The organism is Deinococcus malanensis (genome assembly GCF_014647655.1).
Lineage (GTDB): Bacteria > Deinococcota > Deinococci > Deinococcales > Deinococcaceae > Deinococcus > Deinococcus malanensis.
This window is the reverse complement of record NZ_BMPP01000033.1, coordinates 1-17,498: the sequence shown is the minus strand read 5'-3', so window position 1 is coordinate 17,498 and position 17,498 is coordinate 1. Positions and strand designations below refer to the sequence as shown.

15 protein-coding genes are annotated in these 17,498 nt (G+C 65.7%); 7 read left to right on the top strand and 8 right to left on the bottom strand.

Going from position 1 to position 17,498, the window contains the following annotated elements:
• Nucleotides 1-115: 115 nt before the first annotated feature.
• Entirely contained in the window at nucleotides 116-916 is an 801-nt protein-coding gene (locus IEY49_RS20100) for a polyphosphate kinase 2 family protein (protein ID WP_189012039.1), read from the bottom strand.
• Nucleotides 913-2,241 (bottom strand): hydroxymethylglutaryl-CoA lyase-like TIM-barrel protein, encoded by a 1,329-nt coding sequence (locus IEY49_RS20095; RefSeq protein WP_189012038.1) that lies wholly within the window; start codon nucleotides 2,239-2,241, stop codon nucleotides 913-915. Before IEY49_RS20095 ends, IEY49_RS20100 begins: the two co-directional genes overlap by 4 nt.
• Before the next feature lie 70 nt (nucleotides 2,242-2,311).
• Here IEY49_RS20095 and IEY49_RS20090 point away from each other — a divergent pair, with 70 nt between their 5' ends.
• A complete protein-coding gene (locus tag IEY49_RS20090) occupies nucleotides 2,312-3,541 on the top strand; it encodes a citrate synthase family protein (RefSeq protein ID WP_189012037.1) in 1,230 nt (409 codons plus the stop codon).
• Between the two features lie 141 nt (nucleotides 3,542-3,682).
• On the opposite strand, the gene IEY49_RS20085 is transcribed toward IEY49_RS20090, so the two are convergent.
• Entirely contained in the window at nucleotides 3,683-4,600 is a 918-nt protein-coding gene (locus IEY49_RS20085) for an AEC family transporter (RefSeq protein ID WP_189012036.1), read from the bottom strand.
• A 180-nt stretch (nucleotides 4,601-4,780) separates the two neighbouring features.
• Nucleotides 4,781-4,963, bottom strand: coding sequence for a 50S ribosomal protein L32 (gene rpmF / locus IEY49_RS20080; RefSeq protein WP_012692062.1), 183 nt, complete (start codon nucleotides 4,961-4,963; stop codon nucleotides 4,781-4,783).
• Nucleotides 4,964-5,195: 232 nt separating this feature from the next.
• Between rpmF and IEY49_RS20075 the strand changes: the two genes are divergently transcribed.
• A complete protein-coding gene (locus tag IEY49_RS20075; protein WP_189012035.1) occupies nucleotides 5,196-5,846 on the top strand; it encodes a trimeric intracellular cation channel family protein in 651 nt (216 codons plus the stop codon).
• A gap of 67 nt (nucleotides 5,847-5,913) precedes the next feature.
• Here the strand turns inward: IEY49_RS20075 and IEY49_RS20070 are convergent, their stop codons facing one another.
• Entirely contained in the window at nucleotides 5,914-7,107 is a 1,194-nt protein-coding gene (locus IEY49_RS20070) for an MFS transporter (protein ID WP_229780944.1), read from the bottom strand.
• A 76-nt stretch (nucleotides 7,108-7,183) separates the two neighbouring features.
• Between IEY49_RS20070 and IEY49_RS20065 the strand changes: the two genes are divergently transcribed.
• The 3 genes from IEY49_RS20065 (at nucleotide 7,184) to IEY49_RS20055 (ending at nucleotide 10,823) form a co-directional block, all read left to right on the top strand.
• Nucleotides 7,184-8,293, top strand: a complete 1,110-nt coding sequence (locus IEY49_RS20065) for a LacI family DNA-binding transcriptional regulator (RefSeq protein WP_189012033.1) — start codon at nucleotides 7,184-7,186, stop codon at nucleotides 8,291-8,293.
• A gap of 49 nt (nucleotides 8,294-8,342) precedes the next feature.
• Complete coding sequence (galE, locus tag IEY49_RS20060; RefSeq protein ID WP_189012031.1) at nucleotides 8,343-9,335, top strand: UDP-glucose 4-epimerase GalE; 993 nt, start codon at nucleotides 8,343-8,345, stop codon at nucleotides 9,333-9,335.
• 132 nt (nucleotides 9,336-9,467) lie between these two features.
• The gene (locus IEY49_RS20055) at nucleotides 9,468-10,823 is read left to right on the top strand and encodes a M20/M25/M40 family metallo-hydrolase (protein ID WP_189012029.1); all 1,356 of its coding nucleotides are present in this window, start codon (nucleotides 9,468-9,470) and stop codon (nucleotides 10,821-10,823) included.
• Nucleotides 10,824-10,827: 4 nt separating this feature from the next.
• Here the strand turns inward: IEY49_RS20055 and IEY49_RS20050 are convergent, their stop codons facing one another.
• From IEY49_RS20050 to IEY49_RS20040, 3 genes are all read right to left on the bottom strand, one after another.
• Nucleotides 10,828-11,286, bottom strand: a complete 459-nt coding sequence (locus tag IEY49_RS20050) for a GNAT family N-acetyltransferase (protein ID WP_189012027.1) — start codon at nucleotides 11,284-11,286, stop codon at nucleotides 10,828-10,830.
• Nucleotides 11,287-11,720: 434 nt separating this feature from the next.
• On the bottom strand, nucleotides 11,721-12,398 hold the full coding sequence (locus IEY49_RS20045) for an SDR family oxidoreductase (RefSeq protein ID WP_189012025.1): 678 nt from the start codon (nucleotides 12,396-12,398) through the stop codon (nucleotides 11,721-11,723).
• Between the two features lie 86 nt (nucleotides 12,399-12,484).
• A complete protein-coding gene (locus IEY49_RS20040) occupies nucleotides 12,485-13,720 on the bottom strand; it encodes a M24 family metallopeptidase (protein ID WP_189012023.1) in 1,236 nt (411 codons plus the stop codon).
• 143 nt (nucleotides 13,721-13,863) lie between these two features.
• Between IEY49_RS20040 and IEY49_RS20035 the strand changes: the two genes are divergently transcribed.
• Together IEY49_RS20035 and IEY49_RS20030 are read left to right on the top strand one after the other, a co-directional pair.
• Entirely contained in the window at nucleotides 13,864-15,717 is a 1,854-nt protein-coding gene (locus tag IEY49_RS20035; protein ID WP_189012021.1) for a menaquinone biosynthesis decarboxylase, read from the top strand.
• Between the two features lie 31 nt (nucleotides 15,718-15,748).
• Nucleotides 15,749-17,092: an MATE family efflux transporter gene (locus IEY49_RS20030; RefSeq protein ID WP_189012019.1), complete on the top strand. Its 1,344-nt coding sequence runs from the start codon at nucleotides 15,749-15,751 to the stop codon at nucleotides 17,090-17,092.
• Nucleotides 17,093-17,498: the final 406 nt, after the last annotated feature.

The window sequence follows — 17,498 nt, the reverse complement described above, 5'->3', positions numbered from 1 at the left end:
GGAGTAGCTCAGCTGGTAGAGCACTACCTTGCCAAGGTAGATGTCGCGAGTTCGAATCTCGTCTCCCGCTCCATTTCATTAGTCCCCTCGAAAGAGGGGGCTTTTTTTATAGGTATTACTGAATATGAATCGTCCGGGGATCGTACGTGATCGACGGATACTGAGGATTCATGGCTTTCAACGTTTCCAGAATAATGGTGCTGATCAGAAGGTCCCGGAACCATTTCCGGTCTGCCGGAATAACGAACCAGGGTGCCTGCTCCGTGCTGGTACCAAGCGCAGCCTCATAAGCTTCGGTGAACTGTTCCCAGTGTTCACGGTCCTTGAGGTCACCAGGGTTGAACTTCCAGTTTTTCTCCGGGACATCCAGGCGCGCCTGCAGCCGCCTCTTCTGCTCGTCCCGGCTGATGTGCAGGTAGAACTTCAGGATTCTTGTGCCGCTGCTGCTGAGCATCTCCTCGAAATGACGAATGTGCTTGAGTCGCTGCTCAGCCGTGGCTACATCAATGAGATTATAAACGCGAGTCACCAGAGCGTCCTCGTAGTGGCTGCGATTAAACACCCCGATCATGCCTTGTCGGGGTGCCTGGGCATGAATACGCCACAGGAAGTCGTGGGCACGCTCTTCCTCGCTTGGAATCTTGAAATTGGAGATCCGGACGCCATTGGGATTAAAAGCGCCGATCACCTTTTTGACCACACCGTCCTTACCACCCGCGTCACGTGCCTGCAAGACGATAAGCAGGGCCTGCTGGCTTTCGGCATAGAGGCGCTCCTGCCACTCTGCCAGTTCTTCCAGAAGAGGAGCCATCAGGACCTGGCTGCCTTCCTTGGTCAGGCCAGCGTGATCATTCGTAGACCAGTTCGACAGGCTGACCTTTCTCCCTGCCTGCACACGGTAGGACTCGGGGTTCATGGCTCGGAGGCTACCACTGCTTCCTGCCCCCTTAGCTTCAGCGCACGTTCAGCAATCTCCTCCCACTCCACAGCCGTCTGGCGACCTGCCGCAAATTCCTCTTGCAGCGCGGCGTGAAGCGCACGCAGGCCAGGATGGTCCTTACTCAGTTCATGTCCGGTATGGGTCTTGATCAGGAAAATCAACCCAGCCAGCCCGCTGTCCTGAGTCAGCGAAAGCTCCAGGGGCCGGCCCAGGAGTCTGGGAACATCGAAGGGGGCGTACATCGGCCAGAATTTGTTCAGTCCATCGGCGTGAATTCCTGCGCGGGTACGGTGGGCATCGCGTCCGAACAAAGGGTATTTGGCAGGGAGTGCCTGGTCCAGGTCTGCGTAGAGGTCGGCAAGGCCGTTGAGTGTCGTGAAGTCTGGAGCCTCCGTAAGCCCCAGTCCGATCAGGTGCAGGAGCACCCCTTCCAGAGGGGCGTTCCCGGTTCGTTCCCCCTTGCCAAGCAGGGTGCCGTTAATCACCGCGCAGCCGGCAAGCACGGCGGCCAGCGAGTTGGCCACCACCAGATGGGTGTCGTTGTGGGGATGGAATTCAAGGTGCTCGCCCGGCACGCCAGCTTCCAGAAGGGCGCGAACGAGGCGCGGAACGCTGCGCGGCCACGACACCTCCTCCAGCGGGAGCCCGACGCCCATGGTGTCGCACAGCCGGAATTTAGGGGACTGAGAGGCAGGATAGGAGGCGGCCAGCTGCTGAACTTCTGCCACGAAGGGCAGCACGAAATCACGAGGAGCGCGCGTGGCATCTTCCAGATGCAGTCGTGGACGCAGACCCGCATCCAGCACTGCCTGAACTGCATCGAGATAGGTGCGGGCGGCCTGAGACCGTCCTCCGGGCGTGAACTTATGGAAAGTGTGGTAATCGCTGGCACTGGCCAGCATGCCTGTCTCGCGCACTCCGAGTGCAGCGACCAGCGCTGCGTCTTTTCGGGTCGCGCGGATCCAGGTGGTCGGTTCCACCGGGTGACCATCATGCCAGCGCTCCAGGGCACCCTGAAGCATGGCGCGGTCAGCGGCCCGGTACACGAAGAACTCAGCCTGCCGCAGGGCGCCGCTGCCCCCGGTAAACTGGCCCATCAGGTCATACAGCTGCAGGCCGGTGTCTGCTGTCAGCGGCAGGCCTCCCTGCTGACCGTCGCGGTGCGTCGTCTCCGTACACCAGGCTTGCACGGGCAGGGCGCCGGGACGCCTGCCCTCGTTCCATTGGACCTGTGGGAACTGGCTTTCGGGAAAGGCCGCGCGGAACAATTCTGCTTCAGGCACGTCAGCAACAGGCGTCATGTCTGAACGGTAGACCCGCTAATCAATGTCGTCAATCTTGATTTCAGAATCAATGTTAGCCTGAAGAGGCATGAAGGATACAAGATCGGCTGACGGGACACTCAGTACCTCTGAGGCTGCCGCCCTTCTTGGGGTCAAGCCGGCAACGCTTTACGCCTATGTTTCGCGGGGACTTATCCGCAGTGAACCGGGCCCCGGGGGAACGCGACAGCGCCGGTATCACGCCAGGGATGTCCAGGCGTTGGCGGCGCGGCAACTCAGCCGGCGGGACCTGGCCCGGGCCATGCAAGGTGCTGTCCAGGAAGCCGTTGACGGCGCCCTGCACTGGGGCTCTCCGGTACTGGAGAGTGCCCTGACGCAAATCACCGAAGGCCATCTGGTTTACTGCGGTCTGGACGCACTGATCCTGTCGGAGGACGCCACGGTCGAGGAGGTCGCCGCGCTGCTCTGGACGGGGGACCGGCAGGGCTGGGTGCAGTTGCCACTGCGTGCCCGGCTCAATCTCAGCACCCATCCTCCTGCGGCTGTGCCTGTAGAGGCATTTGGCTATGCCTTGACCCATGCAGGAGCGCATGACATTACGGCCCTGGACACCCGGCCCGAAGCCCTGCCTGCCCAGGCCGCCCGGGTTCTGAATCTGCTGTACGCCACCCTGGAACGGCACGAAGGCTTGCCGCCAGCTCCTGACTTGCCACTCCACGCCCGGTTGTCGCGCGCCTGGGGCGTTCCTGAAAGCTCAGGGCTTCTGCGACGTGCCCTGGTACTGCTGGCTGACCACGAACTCAATGTGAGCACCTTTACCGGCCGGGTGGCCGCCAGCGGCGGGGCCAGCCTGCACCACGCGACCCTGGCAGCCCTCTGTGCGCTGCAGGGCCCGGCGCATGGTCTGGCCGCGCTGGACGCCTACGAGTTACTGGACCACGCCCTGCGACGTGGACCCCAGGCCGCACTCCGGGACGGGGCCCGCCGGTCTCCAGGACTGGCAGGCTTTGGCCACCCGTTGTATCCCGCTGGGGATCCCAGGGGCGGGGCCCTGATGGCCGCGCTTCAGCAGTCTCACGCTGCAGCACCCGCAGTAGAGATGGCCCTGACCCTGCAGGAGACTGTGCGGCAGGACACCGGGATGACCGCCAACGTGGACCTCGCCCTGGCGACATTGATTCATGCGTTGAGGCGTGATGCAGGGGACACCCTGACGCTGTTTGCCCTGGCCCGCGCCGCCGGCTGGCTGGCGCATATTCTTGAAAGCTTCCGCAGCGGGCAGATGATTCGGCCGCGGGCACGCTATGTGGGCCCCTGATGGGCCACATGAAGCTGGCTACCAAGCAGCTCCAGCAGCACAGACAATAAAAAAGCCGCCTCTCGGGCGGTGATGAATACAAAATAGCGCCTTATGCGCTATTCGTCAAGACGATACACCGTTCTTGCAGCATGGAACGAATTAACCCAGCCGAGGCAACAGCGTCACGACTGCCGCCACGGTCACCACACTGCCCAGGGTGCTCAGCAGCACGACCCCTGCGACAGTGTCGGTGTCGGCCTCATACTCCCGGGCCAGCAGCAGGGCGTTGACGGCTGTGGGCATGCTGGCCGACAGCACCAGGACGGCCAGCCCCGGTCCATGCAGCCCCACGGCGGCGCCGCTGGCCAGCGCGATCAGGGGGCCTCCCACGAGGCGGGCGGCGCTGGCCAGCCAGATGCGCCGGGTCAGGGGAGGCCAGCCACCGGCGCCCAGTTGCAGCCCCAGCGACAGCAGCACCATCGGCAGCGTGGCCTGTGCCAGCAGCTCGACCCCACGGGTGATTCCCTCCGGGAGGGTGATATGCAGCCCGCGCAGAACGAGGGCCACCCCTGTGACCCAGACGGCGGGCAGCCGCAGCAGATCACGCAGGGTCTGCCGTGCCCCGGCCCCAGGGCGCCCCAGGGTATAAATGGCCGGCGCCACGGCGTACATCCCAATAAACGAGGCGAGAAACAGCACGGTCGCCCGCTCGAAGCCAGCCTGTCCAAAGGCGAAAAGCGCAATCGGGAGGCCCATGTTGCCACTGTTCCAGATGCCGACGCTGGCACTCAGGCTGCGGCGCAGGCTGTCCGCCTTGCCCAGGCCCAGGACCCAGCCCAGCAGCAGACAGCCCCCCAGCGTCAGCAGATAGGCGGCACCCAGTTGTACAGCCTCAGCTGCCCGGATGGGTGTACGCAGGATCACGTCCAGCACCAGGGCTGGAGACAGCAGATACAGCGTTACGCGCGCGATGGTGGTCTGGTCAATCGGAAACCGGGAGGCCAGCAACGCTCCCAGCCCTGCCACCAGAAATACCGGGAGCAGAACAGTGGTCAGGGCTTGAAACACGCCTGCCATCCTGGCACGCCGCAGCTGAACTGACGGCGAGGCTGTCAGAACGAACCCGCTGGAGAGAAAGGCGGCGCCGGGTCACGCTGTTGATAGGACCGAACAGCCAGAGGCGGGGAGGGGGACGACGCCTACGGGAGCAAGTAAAAAAGCCCCCATGCACGGGGGCTTTCTCACTGCTGGTGGAGCTTAGACTGCAAGCACCTGACGGCCGTCGTAGTAGCCGCAATTGGGGCAGATGTGGTGGCTGAGTTTCTTGCCGTGGCACTGGGGGCAGTCGTTCATGGCAGGAACGGTGAGGGCGTGGTGGCTGCGGCGCATGTCGCGCTTGCTCTTGCTGGTCTTCTTCTTGGGAACAGGGTGCTTGGCCATTTTCTTTCTCCTGGGGCCACTCGGCGTGTCCCGCCGGGGCATCTTCTCGCTGGGGCGACTCGGCCCACCAGGGCGAGACAACAGCGGGGAGTATAGCACACCCGACAGTGCAAGCGGAATCCAGGAGGGAGCTGTCCGGAGACCCTCCCGGTGTGCCGTCTGGCTGCCGTTTATCGTGAGTTCATGACGGCAACGCCACCGGTGGATCAGGCAGGTTTGGGAACGCAACTGCATGCATGAACTGCTGCCTCCCGTGAGCCTGGAGCGGGGCCTGCACTGGCTGGACCTGATCGGGGTGCTGGCCTTTGCCATGTCGGGGGCCCTGCTGGGCGTGCGCAAGCGCTTTGACCTGTTCGGGGTCGTGGTGCTGGGGTGCGTGACGGCAGTAGGCGGCGGGGCCATTCGCGACACGCTGACCGGACAGACACCGCCACTGTTCCTGCGTGACGAGACCTACCTGTGGATGGCGCTGCTGGGGGCCGGGCTGGGCTTTGCCTTCGGAGAGCGGCTGGCACGCTTTGAGCGGACCCTGAGCCTGTTCGACACCATCGGGCTGGCTCTGTTTGCGGCTTCGGGGGCAGTGGGGGCCATCAACTTCGGGCTGGGGCCGCTGGGCGTGGTGTTTGCCGGCATGCTCAGCGGAGTAGGCGGCGGGATCGTGCGGGACCTGATTGCCAACGAGGTGCCGGAGGTGATGTACCGCCGTGACCAGCTGTATGCCACGGCTGCAGCTGCAGGCGCCCTGGTGGTGGTGCTGCTGCATCAGCACGTCACCTCGTTTCAGGCCCAACTGGGCGGCGCCCTGACGGTGGTGGCCCTGCGCTGGCTCTCGCGGCGCGGCTGGGTCAGCCTGCCGGTTCGCCGGGTACCAGGGGGTTCATAGTCAGGCAGTCCTGAGTACAAGGCTCTCAGCCACCTGTCTTTCTAGCGGTCTTTCTCGGACAACGGCATCAGGCATCCAGAGGCTGCGCGGCCCTGGACCGCACCAGGGCAAAGGCCTGCCCTCCCAGCAGGGCCACCAGGGCCGCCCCTGCCAGCGCCAAGCCAAGGGCACCGGACAGGCCGATCTCGTGCGCCACGAAGCCAATGACGGGCGGGCCCAGCAGAAATCCCCCATATCCGATGGTCGCCACCTGCGCGATACCGCGTCCGGCCAGCGCATGCCCGGCCGTGCCGTACATGACCGGCACCACATTGCTGAGCCCCAGCCCCGAGAGTGCGAAACCCAGCGTGGCCAGCAGTGGATCGCGGGCCAGCAGCGCCAGACCCAGCCCGGCAGCCGCAATCAGCGAACCTCCGCGGACAGTGGCCTCGTCCCCCAGTCGGGCGCGAAGGCGGTCGCCAAACCAGCGGCCCAGGGTCATGGCCGTCACGAACGCCGCATAGCCGAGCCCGGTGGCTCCGCCCTGGACCTCCAGCACATCCCGGAAATACAGCGCCGCCCAGTCGTAGTTGGCGCCCTCGGCAAACATGCCCAGGAAGCACAGGCTGCCCAGCAGCAGCACGGCCGGGCTCAGGCCGGCAGCGGAGCGTGGGGCAGAACCCGGCTCCCGAGCCTCTGGCTCGATCCTGTCGGGCAGCAGCACTCGGCCGGAAAAGAAAGCAGTTATGGTGGTCAGGATCACGACCAGCAACACATGGGTGAGCATGGGCACACGCCCCACCAGCGCGGTCCCCAGCGCAGCGCCCAGAACCCCACCCAGGCTGAAATAGGCATGCAGCCGGCTCATGATGGGACGGCTCAGGCGGCGCTCGACTGTGACGCCCTGAGCGTTCATGGCCACGTCCAGGCTGCCGTTGATCGCCCCCAGCACCAGCAGCGCCACTGAGAGCGCCAGGAGGCTGGGCGTCAGGAAAGGCAGGGCCAGCGACAGCATGCAGGCCACAGCCATAACGGCAGTGACGCGGTGACTGCCCCAGCGCGCGGTCCAGCCGCCTGTGAGCGGCATGCTGGCCAGGCTGCCCAGACCCACGGCCAGCAGGGCGATTCCAAGCTGCGCTTCGGTCAGGCTCAGCTGATCGCGGATGCCGGGAATATTGACGGCCCAGGTCGCGAACAGCACCCCGTTGATCAGAAAAATGGCGCTCACGGCGCGGCGGGCCCGCTCGGCGCGGGCAGGATCAGGCAGGGGAACGGCAGACACAGCAGGGAACCTCGGGCAGAAGGGAGGATTGATCTGAAACGTTTCAGATCAGCTCTCTGTACGCTAGCATTCCGGCATGCCGCCTGCTATACCTCCCGCTGGCTCCGGTCCGGGCCCGGGGTCTGCCGGCAGTGGCCGGGTCACCCTCAAGGATGTGGCCCGGCACCTGGGGGTCTCGGTCGCTACAGTCAGCAACGCCTACAACCGCCCGGACCAGCTGTCTCCAGAGCTGCGCGAGCGGATCCTCAAGGCCGCGCGGGAGCTTGGCTACAACGGTCCTGATCCTCTGGCGCGCAGCCTGCGGCGTGGCCGGACCGGCGTGATCGGGGTGGTCTATGACGCGCCTCTGGATTACGCCTTCGCTGACCCGGCCGCCGCGTTGTTTCTGGGGAGTGTCGCCCACACCATCCAGGCCCAGGGGCTGAACCTGCTGCTGCTGGCATGTCCACATGGACCGCAGCCGGTTCATACCGCCAGTGTGGATGGATTTATCGTGTACTGCGCTGCCCAGGGCAGTGAACTGTTGAGCGCGGTACTGAGCCGCCAGCTGCCCACGGTGCTGGTGGACCAGCACTCTGCCGGGGACTCTGTCCTGGTCGGGATCGAGGACGCGCTGGGGGCCCAGGCCGCCGCCGCTCATCTGGCCACTCTGGGGCACACGCAGATAGGAGTGCTGTGCCTGGGGTTGAACCCGCCTGGGACAAGTCCAGGGCTCATGCCGCAGGAGGAGTACCGCACCACCACCGAGCGCCTGCGTGGGTACCGGCAGGGTGCGCCGCGGGCCACTCTCTTCCCGGTGGCGACCGCCCAGAACACCCCAGAAGAAGGCGAGCGCCGCACCCTGGACCTGCTGCGCGCCCGGGCGGAGGTCACGGCGCTGCTGTGCATGAGCGATGTGCTGGCCCAGGGCGCCCTGCATGCGGCCCGCCAGTTGGGACGGACGGTTCCGGCAGACCTCAGCGTAATCGGTTTTGACGATCTGCCCAGCAGCGCCTCCCTGGACCTCACGACCGTGTGGCAGCCCACCGGAGACAAGGGAGAGCAGGTGGGGCAGGCTGTACTGGCACTGCTGCGGGGTGACCGTCCGGCCGATATGACCCTGCCGACCCGTCTGATTCTGCGGGGCACGACCGCCGCTCCCGGGCCTTCCCGGACCCGGAGCGTCAAAGGCGGCGTTCAAACCTGAAGAGCCAGGCAAGGGTCAATGGCAGGCAGGGTGCCGTACCCTGGGCAGCATGAAACTTCTGGTGGTGGGTGGAGCAGGGTACATCGGTTCGCATACGGTCCGGCAGCTGCGTCGGAGCGGACATGAGGTTGTCGTGCTGGACAACCTGTCCAGCGGTCACCGGGAGGCCCTACCCGGGGACGTGACGCTGGTGCAGCAGGACCTGTTGGACGCCGAGGGCGTCAGGGGCACCCTGCAGGCCCACGAGCCGGACGCGGTGATTCACTTTGCGGCCCTGATCGAGGTGGGCGAGAGCATGCGCGCTCCGGCACGCTACTACCGCAACAACGTGGTGGGCAGCCTGAATCTGTTACAGGCCATCGTGGAGACGCGCAAGATTCCGCTGGTGTTCTCGTCTACGGCCGCCGTGTACGGCACGACCGACGCGGTCCCGATTCCCGAAAACGCCGCCATGCAGCCCGAGAGTGTCTACGGCGAGACCAAGCTGATGACCGAGCGCATGATCCACGCCTTTCACACCGCGCATGGCCTGCCATACGTGATCCTGCGCTACTTCAACGTGTGTGGAGCCGCGCCGGAGGGTGACATCGGCGAGGCGCATGCCAACAAGACCCACCTGATCGAGCTGGCCGCGTTGACTGCCCTGGGCCAGCGCGAGAAGATGATGATCTTCGGGGACGACTACCCCACCCCCGACGGCACCTGTATCCGCGACTACGTTCACGTGCAGGACCTGGCCGACGCCCATGTGCTGGCAGTCGAGGCGCTGCACAGCGGCCAGACGCAGGCCGCGACCTACAACGTTGGCCTGGGCCACGGTTTCAGCGTGCGCGAGGTGCTCGACGCGGTGGACGCCTTGACCGGCACGCCCCTCAAGCGCGAACTGGCGCCGCGCCGCGCCGGCGATCCGCCCCGGCTGGTGGCCGACGCCACGCGCATCGTGAAGGACCTGGGGTTCAAGCCGCGTTTTACTGACCTGCAGGAAATCGTGCAGACGTCCTGGAACTGGCACCGGAGCCATCCACACGATTTCCGCCGCTGAAGTGTAGCGGGGCCATTCAGGCCCTGACGCACAACACCGGCTTGGTCAGACGTAGTTCTGAACCCGGCTGGGTGGTGCGGCGCCCCGGTCACCGGCTGGTGGTGACGTCATGTGTCCCGTACGCTGGAGAGCATGACCCAAGCTGACCTGTCGTTTCACATCGAGCGGGGCCTTTCGGACCTGCGTGCCCTGGTGGCGCTCCAGAGCGTCTCTGCCCAGGGCCGGATGCTGCCCGAGACCGCTGCCTTCGTCACCGGCCTGCTGGAAGCCGAAGGCTTCACGGTGCGCGAGGTGCCGGGCGACGTGGCGCCGGTGCTGATTGCCGAGGCTGGCCCGGCGGACGCCGCGGCCACGTTGCTGATCTACAACCACTACGACGTGCAGCCAGAAGATCCCCTGGACCTGTGGAACACCCCGCCGTTCGAGCTGACCGAGCGCGATGGGCGGCTCTACGGCCGCGGCGCCTCGGATGACAAGGGCGAATTCGCCTCGCGCCTGGCCGCCGTGCGCGCCGTCAAAGCCCGCCACGGGGGGCAGCTGCCGGTCCGGGTCCGCTGGCTGATCGAGGGAGAGGAGGAGGTCGGCAGCCCCAGCCTGGAACGCGTGGTCCGCGAGCAGGCCGCTTCACTGCAGGCCGACGGCTGCTGGTGGGAATTTGGCAGCATCAGTGACGATGGCCGCCCGGTCGCCTTTCTGGGCCTCAAGGGCGTGATGTGCCTGGAACTGCGTGCCCAGGTGGCGGACAGCGACCTGCACAGCAGCCTGGGGGCGGTGGTGGACAACCCGCTGTACCGCCTCGCGCGCGCGGTGGCCAGCCTGCGCGACGACACCGGACGCGTGACCATTTCCGGGTTCCTGGACGACCTCACGCCAGTGTCGCCAGCAGACGAGGCGGCCATCGCGGCGGTTCCCGGTCAGGGCGAGACGACCCTGGCCACCTATGGAATCACCCGGCCCCTGGCGGCTCCGGGCGAGTACCACCGCCGCCTGAATCTGGCGCCGGTGCTGAACGTCAACGGCTGGGGTGGCGGCTACCAGGGCGAGGGGAGCAAGACGGTTCTCCCGGCGCACGGATTCGTGAAGCTGGATTTCCGGCTGGTGCCGGGTCAGACGCCGGAACGGGTACTGCAACTGCTCAGGGCTCACCTGGATGCCCAGGACCTGAGTGACATACAGATCGTGGAACTTGAAGCCCATCAGCACCCCGCGCGGGCAGATGCAGGCCATCCCTTCGTGCGGGCCTGTCTGGAAGCAGCCCGCGAGGCACACGGCCACGAGCCCATCGTGAACCCCAGCAGTGGGGGAAGCGGACCCATGCACCCCTTCATGGACGCGCTGGGCGGATTGCCGTGCGTTGCTCTGGGCATTGGCAATATCGGCGGCCGGGTCCATGCCCCCAATGAGAACATCCGCCGGGCGGACTTCGAGAAGGGCGTGGCCTTCGGGGTGGCCCTGCTCGAGCGCCTGGCAGGTGGCCTGAAAGGCTGAGGTTCTAGCCCCGCCGCTGAAGATCCGCCGCGTCCCAGACCAGCCAGGGGTGGTCGGGATGCAGGGCACGGGGCACGACGCGGGCGCCATGGTGTACATAAAAAGCCCGCGCCCGCTCCAGCTGCAGGGCCTGCAACTCGCCCGCAAGCCCCAGCTTCAGCGTACGGGCTTCCTGGAATCCCTGTTCCAGAAGCCAACTGCCCACACCCTGAGCGCGGTGGGCATGACGCACCCGCACTCTTATGCGCGCGTAGCCGAAGCCCAGCGCATTGACCAGCAGTTCGTCGGCATTAGGAGCGTGCACGGTCAGGCGGGCGACCTCTTCACGGGGGGGAGGGCGCAGCAAGGTGCTCAGGCCACGCACGGGGGGCACAAACAGGATCAGCTCAAAGCCCTGCCGGCCATGGTTCTGGTGCAGGAAGTCATAGGAACGGTTCTGGATCTGGACTCGGGTATAGGTCATGGGTGAAGGACACCAGGCACGGCATGTGCCTGCAGGAGAACCATGGGAAGCTGCCGGGCAGCCGTTGCGGAAGTGGGTTGGTGTTGCACTGTAGTCCAGTCTGCCTCAGCCGGTCTGCCAGGTTCGTCACGGACCTTCTGGAGCTTTGCGCGGGCAATCGCTGCCGGGTAAGCCTTGCCCATCAGGCCCTGATCCCAACCGTTGGCCATGACAGCCCCCGTTAACTTTCATGGGGCTGCACAGAAGGCGGGAAGACCGTCGGCGGAACACCGCAGATTGGGCCTTCCGGCGCGGAGTGCTGCTGGCGGGCGCCACGTCCTTGCTGTGAAATCCACAGAAAAGAAGAGACCAGTCTTCAGCGCAGCAGGTCGTTGGCGGCTCCACAGCAGATGGCCCGCCGGGCCAGAGCGGGCGGGCAGCAGACGGCACCGGGCTCAGTGGTCGGGGTAGACCTTCAGCTCGGTCACGTGGGCGCGGTCCGGTCTGGTCAGGGCGTGCGCGACGCTCTTGGCTAGGCCGCGCGGATCGATGGTCTCTTCCCACTTGAGTCCGGCTTCGCGGTTCTCGGGCGTATCGATGGCGCCCATGGGGTATAGGACGATGCCGCGCACCCCTTTGGCCTTGAGTTCGTCGTGCACGCTCAGCACGTAGGCAGCCACAGCAGCCTTGCTAGCGGTGTACAGCGCGGCCTTGGGACCACTCAGGCGTGCGGCCTGGCCGGCACTGACGCCCATGATCAGGCCGTCTTTCTGCTTGATCATGCCGGGCAGCACGCCCTGCACCGCGTGAAACAGCGTCAGCATGTTGGAGTCGAACATCTCGCGCAGGTCCTGGTCAGTGGCCTTCTGGGCGTCCTGCTGGGCGTAATCGCCGGTGGTATGGATCAGGGTATCGACCTTGACCCGGCGCAGCTGTTCGACACAGGCCGGGTCCGCGAGGTCCACGTCAATGACCTCGGTGGCCGGAAAGCGGTCGGCGGCGCGGGCCAGGGCCTCGCCGCGTCCGACCAGCACGAGCTGTGCGCCGGCGTCTTCAAGTTCCTGGGCAATTGCGGTGGCGAGGGCGCCGCCCGCGCCAGTAAGCATGACAGTGGAGGAGCCGAGATTCGCCATAGCCTTCAGCCTAACGTGCCTGCCCTGCTCCGGGGTGGGCAGGTCGGGCCGGCTGGCTTTCGGGAACACTCACGCAGGGTTTGGGATTACTCTTCGCCGTATCCAGCCGCCCGTACTGCCGACCAGGGCTGAGTACCGCCCAGGACGAAGGGAGAGCGCTGGATATGGGTGGTGATCTCGGGCCCTTCGGGCGAAAGATAGACATTTACCTCGCTGCGAATCCCGAAACCACGGGCTGCGGGGTAGGTCCCCGGCTCCACTGTGACTGCCAGCCCGGGAGTCAGTGTGCGGGTATCACGCGTCTCGTAATCGTCCAGGTTGGCGCCGGCGCCGTGAATCTGCACGCCCAGGTCGTGCCCGGTGCGGTGCAGGAAGTAAGGTGCCCAGGTTGGTCCCATAGCGTCGCGCGCGGCCCGGTCGCCTTCCCAGCCCTGCAGCTGGCCCCAGCCTTGCGCCACAAAGCGTTCCTGAAGGAGGTTCAGTGTGGCGTCCCGTGCTCTGCTTACTGCGGTCCAGGCGTCCAGGTACTCCTCGTGGGGCTCTCCTGCAAAGGCCACCCAGGTCACGTCGGCAAAGGGCCGCCCCGGTTCCTGGGCCCACAGGTCGATCAGCACGCATTCACCGGCCTGCAGGGTGGCGTTCTTGTTGCCTCCCGGTTCGTAGTGGCTGTCGGCGGCGTTCACGCCAAAGCTGACATTCACGGCGTGTCCGGCCTGCATCCCGGCGGCCTCGATCTGGCGCATGATCACGCCCTGGGCATCGACCTCGGTGACCGGCTCGCCAGCCTGCAGCCGCTCGTGAATCAGGCGGAAGGCGTCGTCCTTGGCCTGCATCAGGACCTCCACGGCGCGCCGGTGTGCGGCAAGGTCCTCGGCGGTCCAGCGCAGAAAGCTCTGCAGCAGGTCGGCGCTGGTGACCACATCGGCGGCGCCGGCTGCCCGCACCCGCTCCAGCGTGCCGGCATCTACCCGGCTGACATACGGCACGGCGCCGCGCGGGCTGTATTCCATGGCCAGACGCCTGCCTCCGACGACAGCCGCGAGGGCCGCGTCCAGCTCCGCGTGTGAACCGAAAGGGCGCCGCTCGACATCCCAGCCCCGCGTAATGTCCCCCCAGGTGCCACCCTCGATGTGGTTGTGCAGCACGACGGCCTGACCCTCACGCGGAACCCAGACGAAAAACCGCCGGGTCAGGAAGGCCTCCTTCGGCAGGTCCAGCACCCGGCGGGCATGGAGGTTGAGGCCCTGAAAGTCATACACCAGCCAGCCGTCGAGGTCGGTGGCCTGCAGGGCGTCACGCATGCGGTCAATCGGAGAAGCCATGGCCTGAGCTTACCGTCGGCCCTGTCAGGTATAGCTTTGCCAATGTGCTCATCGTCAGTGACGGTCGTTCAGGGCTTCACCTCGGGTTCATGCCGGCCCTCCCGGGTACGCTTGCCCCGCCGGCCTCCCCCTAGACTCCAGACATGGCCTTTCCCGACATTCAGTCCTTCATGCGTCTGCTGGAGCAGCGCGGCGAACTGCTGCGGGTTTCAGTTCCGGTCTCCAACGAACTGGAGATCACGGAGATTGCCGACCGGCTGGTGAAAAACGGCGGACCGGCCGTAGTGTTTGAGCAGGTGCGAGGAAGTGACTTCCCGGTCGTGATGGGGCTGATGGGCACCCGTGAACGCACCGCCCTGGCCCTGGGCGTTCAGGACCTGAATGACCTGGCGGCCAAGGTCCGTTACCTGATTGACCTCAAAGGCAGCGGCGGCATGCTGGGGATGCTGGGGAACATTCCCAAGCTGCGCGACGCCATGAACCTGCCGCCACGGCGGGTACGGTCGGCCCCGGTGCAGGAGGTGGTCTGGCGCGGTGACGAGGTGGACCTGTCCCGCATTCCGGTGCTGAAGTGCTGGCCTCTGGATGGTGGGCCGTTCGTCACACTGCCGCTGGTCATCACCAAGGATCCCGAGACCGGCGAGCGCAACATGGGCATGTACCGCATGCAGGTCATGGGCAAAAACACCACCGGCATGCACTGGCAGCGGCACAAGACTGGAACCCGGCATCTGGAGAAGGCAAAGAAGAAAGGGGAGAGGTTGCCGGTGGCGGTGGCCATCGGCGGCGACCCGGCGCTGATCTATGCGGCCACCGCGCCCCTGCCGCCGATTCCCGGCCTCGACGAATTCGCGCTGGCCGGATATCTGCGGGGCCAGCGCTACCCGGTGGTCAAGGGCGTCACGGTGGACCTGGACGTGCCCGCCAACGCGGAATTCATCCTGGAAGGCTATGTGGACCCGCAGGAGGACTGGGTGGTCGAGGGGCCGTTCGGGGACCATACCGGGTTCTATACGCTGCCGGACCTGTACCCACGCTTTCATGTCACGGCGGTGACCATGCGCCGGCACCCGGTGTACCCGGCGACCATCGTGGGCCGCCCACCTATGGAGGACGCCTACCTGATCGAGGCCTCCGAGCGGCTGTTTCTTCCGGCGGCTCAGCTGATTCTGCCGGAAATCGTGGACTACCATATGCCGCCGGCCGGGGTGGCCCACAACCTGGTGGTGGTCAGCATCAAAAAGGAGTTTCCAGGACAGGCGTACAAGGTGGCCAACGGTCTGTTCGGCCTGGGGCAGATGATGTTTGCCAAGGTCATCGTTGTGGTCGACGAGCATGTTGCCGTGCACGACATGGACGCCGTATGGCGTGAAGTGAGCCGGAAGGCCGTGCCCGGACGCGACACGCTGACCACACGCGGGCCCATTGATGTGCTGGATCATTCCAGCCGTGGCTGGGGATACGGCGGCAAGCTGGTCATTGATGCGACCACCAAGCGTCCTGAGGAGATCGGGAGCGGTGTCAGCAGCCGCGATGCCCAGGCCGCGGATGTGAGTCCTGAATCGTTTGCGCCCCAGGTTTCGGCCACCCTGCCCGAGTTTGAAGGCGTGCTCGCCCAGCGCCAGACCCCGGACGGCTACTGGCTGGTGGCCCTGAACAAGACCCGGGCCGGGCAGGCCCAGGAACTGGCAGCAGCCTTTGCCGCACATCCAGCGGCTGTGGGCATCCGTCACCTGCTGATCTGCGACGAGCAGACGGATGTCAGAGACCTCGGCGACGTGTGGTGGACCATTCTCAACAACGTGGACCCCGAGCGTGACGTGTCGGCACTCGTCACTTCACAGGAGGGCACCCTGCTGGCCTGGGACGGTGCCCGCAAGTTGCCGGAGGAAGGTTTCGTGCGCGAGTGGCCACCCAAGATCGTGATGGACGAACAGATTCAGCGCCGGGTGGATGCCCGCTGGCACCTGTACGGCCTGCCCGAACGCTGGCGCTGAGTTCCGGCCGCCCGGCGCTTACAATCGCGCGGTGACTCTCGCCGCGACCGCCAGCCCCCGCACCGAACTGAGGGCTCTGCTGACCCTGGCTGGGCCTGTGGTGGTGTCGCAGTTCGCGGCGAACGCGCTGGCCCTGATTGCCACAGCTGTGATCGGTCGGCTGGGAACGGCGGAGTTGGCTGCTGCCGCTTATGCCAACGCGATCTATTACCTGGGTTTCATCATGCTGATCGGGGTCATGTTCTCGGTGGCGCCCCGGGTCGCCCGGGCCCACGGAGCAGGAGACATCGCTGCGGTCGGGCGGACTCTGCAAGGTGGGCTGTGGCTGGCCATGGGGCTGACACTGGTTTGCCTGCCCGTCATGTGGCTGGTCGCGGCCCGGTTGCCGGCGTTCGCCCCACCGGACATCCGGGCGGATCTGGCGGCCACCTACCTGAAGATCTATGCGCTGGGAATGCTGCCCAATCTGGCCTTTATTGCCCTGCGCGGCACACTGGAGGGCACCGGGAAACCGAGGGTGGTCACGGCAATCAGCCTGCTGGGGGTCGGCTTTGCAGCCCTGGTGAGCCCCGCGCTCGCCTATGGCTGGGGACCACTGCCGCGCCTGGGGCTCACAGGTGCGGCGGTTACCAGCGTGCTGGCGACCTGGGGTATGGCCCTGGCGTTGTGGCCGCTCTCCTGGGGTCAGGCTGCGGGCGCCGTGTCGGTTCAGGGCGTACGTCAGGAAGTGGGCGCCCTGCTGCGGCTCGGCTGGCCCATCGGACTGACCCTGGGTGCCGAGGGGGGCATGTTTACAGTCACCACCCTCCTGATGGCGCGCTTCGGGCCAGAGGTACTCGCCGCGCACAACGTGACCCTGCAGGCCATCACCGCGATCTTCATGATTCCGCTGGGGATCTCTTCAGCCACAGGTGTACGGGTGGGTCAGGCAGCCGGGGCTGGCGAGTGGCAGCGGGCGCGCTGGGCCGGCCTGCTGGGACTGGCCGTGTCGGGGGTCCTGATGGTGGGCTTTGCAGTGCTGGAACTGGCCGCGCCCCGGCTGGTGCTTGGGGTCTTTCTCGATACGGGAAATCCTGCCAATGCGTCCGTCATAGCTGCGGCAACCATCTTCCTGGGAATTGCTGCACTCTTTCAGACAGTGGACGGCGCCCAGGTGACAGCCAACGGGGCTCTGCGAGGCCTGCAGGACACACGCGCTCCTATGCTTGTGTCTCTGGTGGCCTACTGGGTGTTGGGACTGGGAGTGGGTGCCTGGCTGGCTTTTGGGCTGGAACTGGGCGGAAGGGGCCTGTGGTTTGGCCTGACGGCGGGTTTGACCTTCGCCGCCGTAGCTCTGGTCTGGCGGTTCCTGATTCTGACCAGCCGGCCCCGCTAAGTGTCGGCGCCCCGGAGCAGGTACACGACCCCGGCGTCCCGGTTCAGGCGGTGGGTGTGAGTGGTGACACAGATGACACAGATAAGGGGTCACCCGGTCTGAAATGAAGACGGTCATCCTTAAGCCCCTGTAGCACGCGATTCTTACCGGTTTCCTTAGTGAACGTTGCGAGCCATGAGGCCGGGTGTTGACAGGTGAACGGGCAGGGTATATAGTTCCCTTCGCCCAAGAAATCGGGCGAGCGGAAAACCTCGAGAGAGACCCGCTGGGACGCATGAAAATCTGGTGTTGAATGACGATGACAGGGCCTTCCGACAGGGAGGTACAAGCGGATCACCACCCCGGTGATCTCCAGATTTGTGAAGGCCGCGAGGCCGAAGGTACCCAATGGGTACAGCCAAGCGCA

Bases quoted from the DNA above. Each gene is read 5' to 3' on its own strand.
- IEY49_RS20100 (WP_189012039.1), bottom strand. From the start codon at position 916: ATGAACCCCGAGTCCTACCGTGTGCAGGCAGGGAGAAAGGTCAGCCTG.
- IEY49_RS20095 (WP_189012038.1), bottom strand. From the start codon at position 2,241: ATGACGCCTGTTGCTGACGTGCCTGAAGCAGAATTGTTCCGCGCGGCC.
- IEY49_RS20090 (WP_189012037.1), top strand. From the start codon at position 2,312: ATGAAGGATACAAGATCGGCTGACGGGACACTCAGTACCTCTGAGGCT.
- IEY49_RS20085 (WP_189012036.1), bottom strand. From the start codon at position 4,600: ATGGCAGGCGTGTTTCAAGCCCTGACCACTGTTCTGCTCCCGGTATTT.
- rpmF (WP_012692062.1), bottom strand. From the start codon at position 4,963: ATGGCCAAGCACCCTGTTCCCAAGAAGAAGACCAGCAAGAGCAAGCGC.
- IEY49_RS20075 (WP_189012035.1), top strand. From the start codon at position 5,196: ATGCATGAACTGCTGCCTCCCGTGAGCCTGGAGCGGGGCCTGCACTGG.
- IEY49_RS20065 (WP_189012033.1), top strand. From the start codon at position 7,184: ATGCCGCCTGCTATACCTCCCGCTGGCTCCGGTCCGGGCCCGGGGTCT.
- galE (WP_189012031.1), top strand. From the start codon at position 8,343: ATGAAACTTCTGGTGGTGGGTGGAGCAGGGTACATCGGTTCGCATACG.
- IEY49_RS20055 (WP_189012029.1), top strand. From the start codon at position 9,468: ATGACCCAAGCTGACCTGTCGTTTCACATCGAGCGGGGCCTTTCGGAC.
- IEY49_RS20050 (WP_189012027.1), bottom strand. From the start codon at position 11,286: ATGACCTATACCCGAGTCCAGATCCAGAACCGTTCCTATGACTTCCTG.
- IEY49_RS20045 (WP_189012025.1), bottom strand. From the start codon at position 12,398: ATGGCGAATCTCGGCTCCTCCACTGTCATGCTTACTGGCGCGGGCGGC.
- IEY49_RS20040 (WP_189012023.1), bottom strand. From the start codon at position 13,720: ATGGCTTCTCCGATTGACCGCATGCGTGACGCCCTGCAGGCCACCGAC.
- IEY49_RS20035 (WP_189012021.1), top strand. From the start codon at position 13,864: ATGGCCTTTCCCGACATTCAGTCCTTCATGCGTCTGCTGGAGCAGCGC.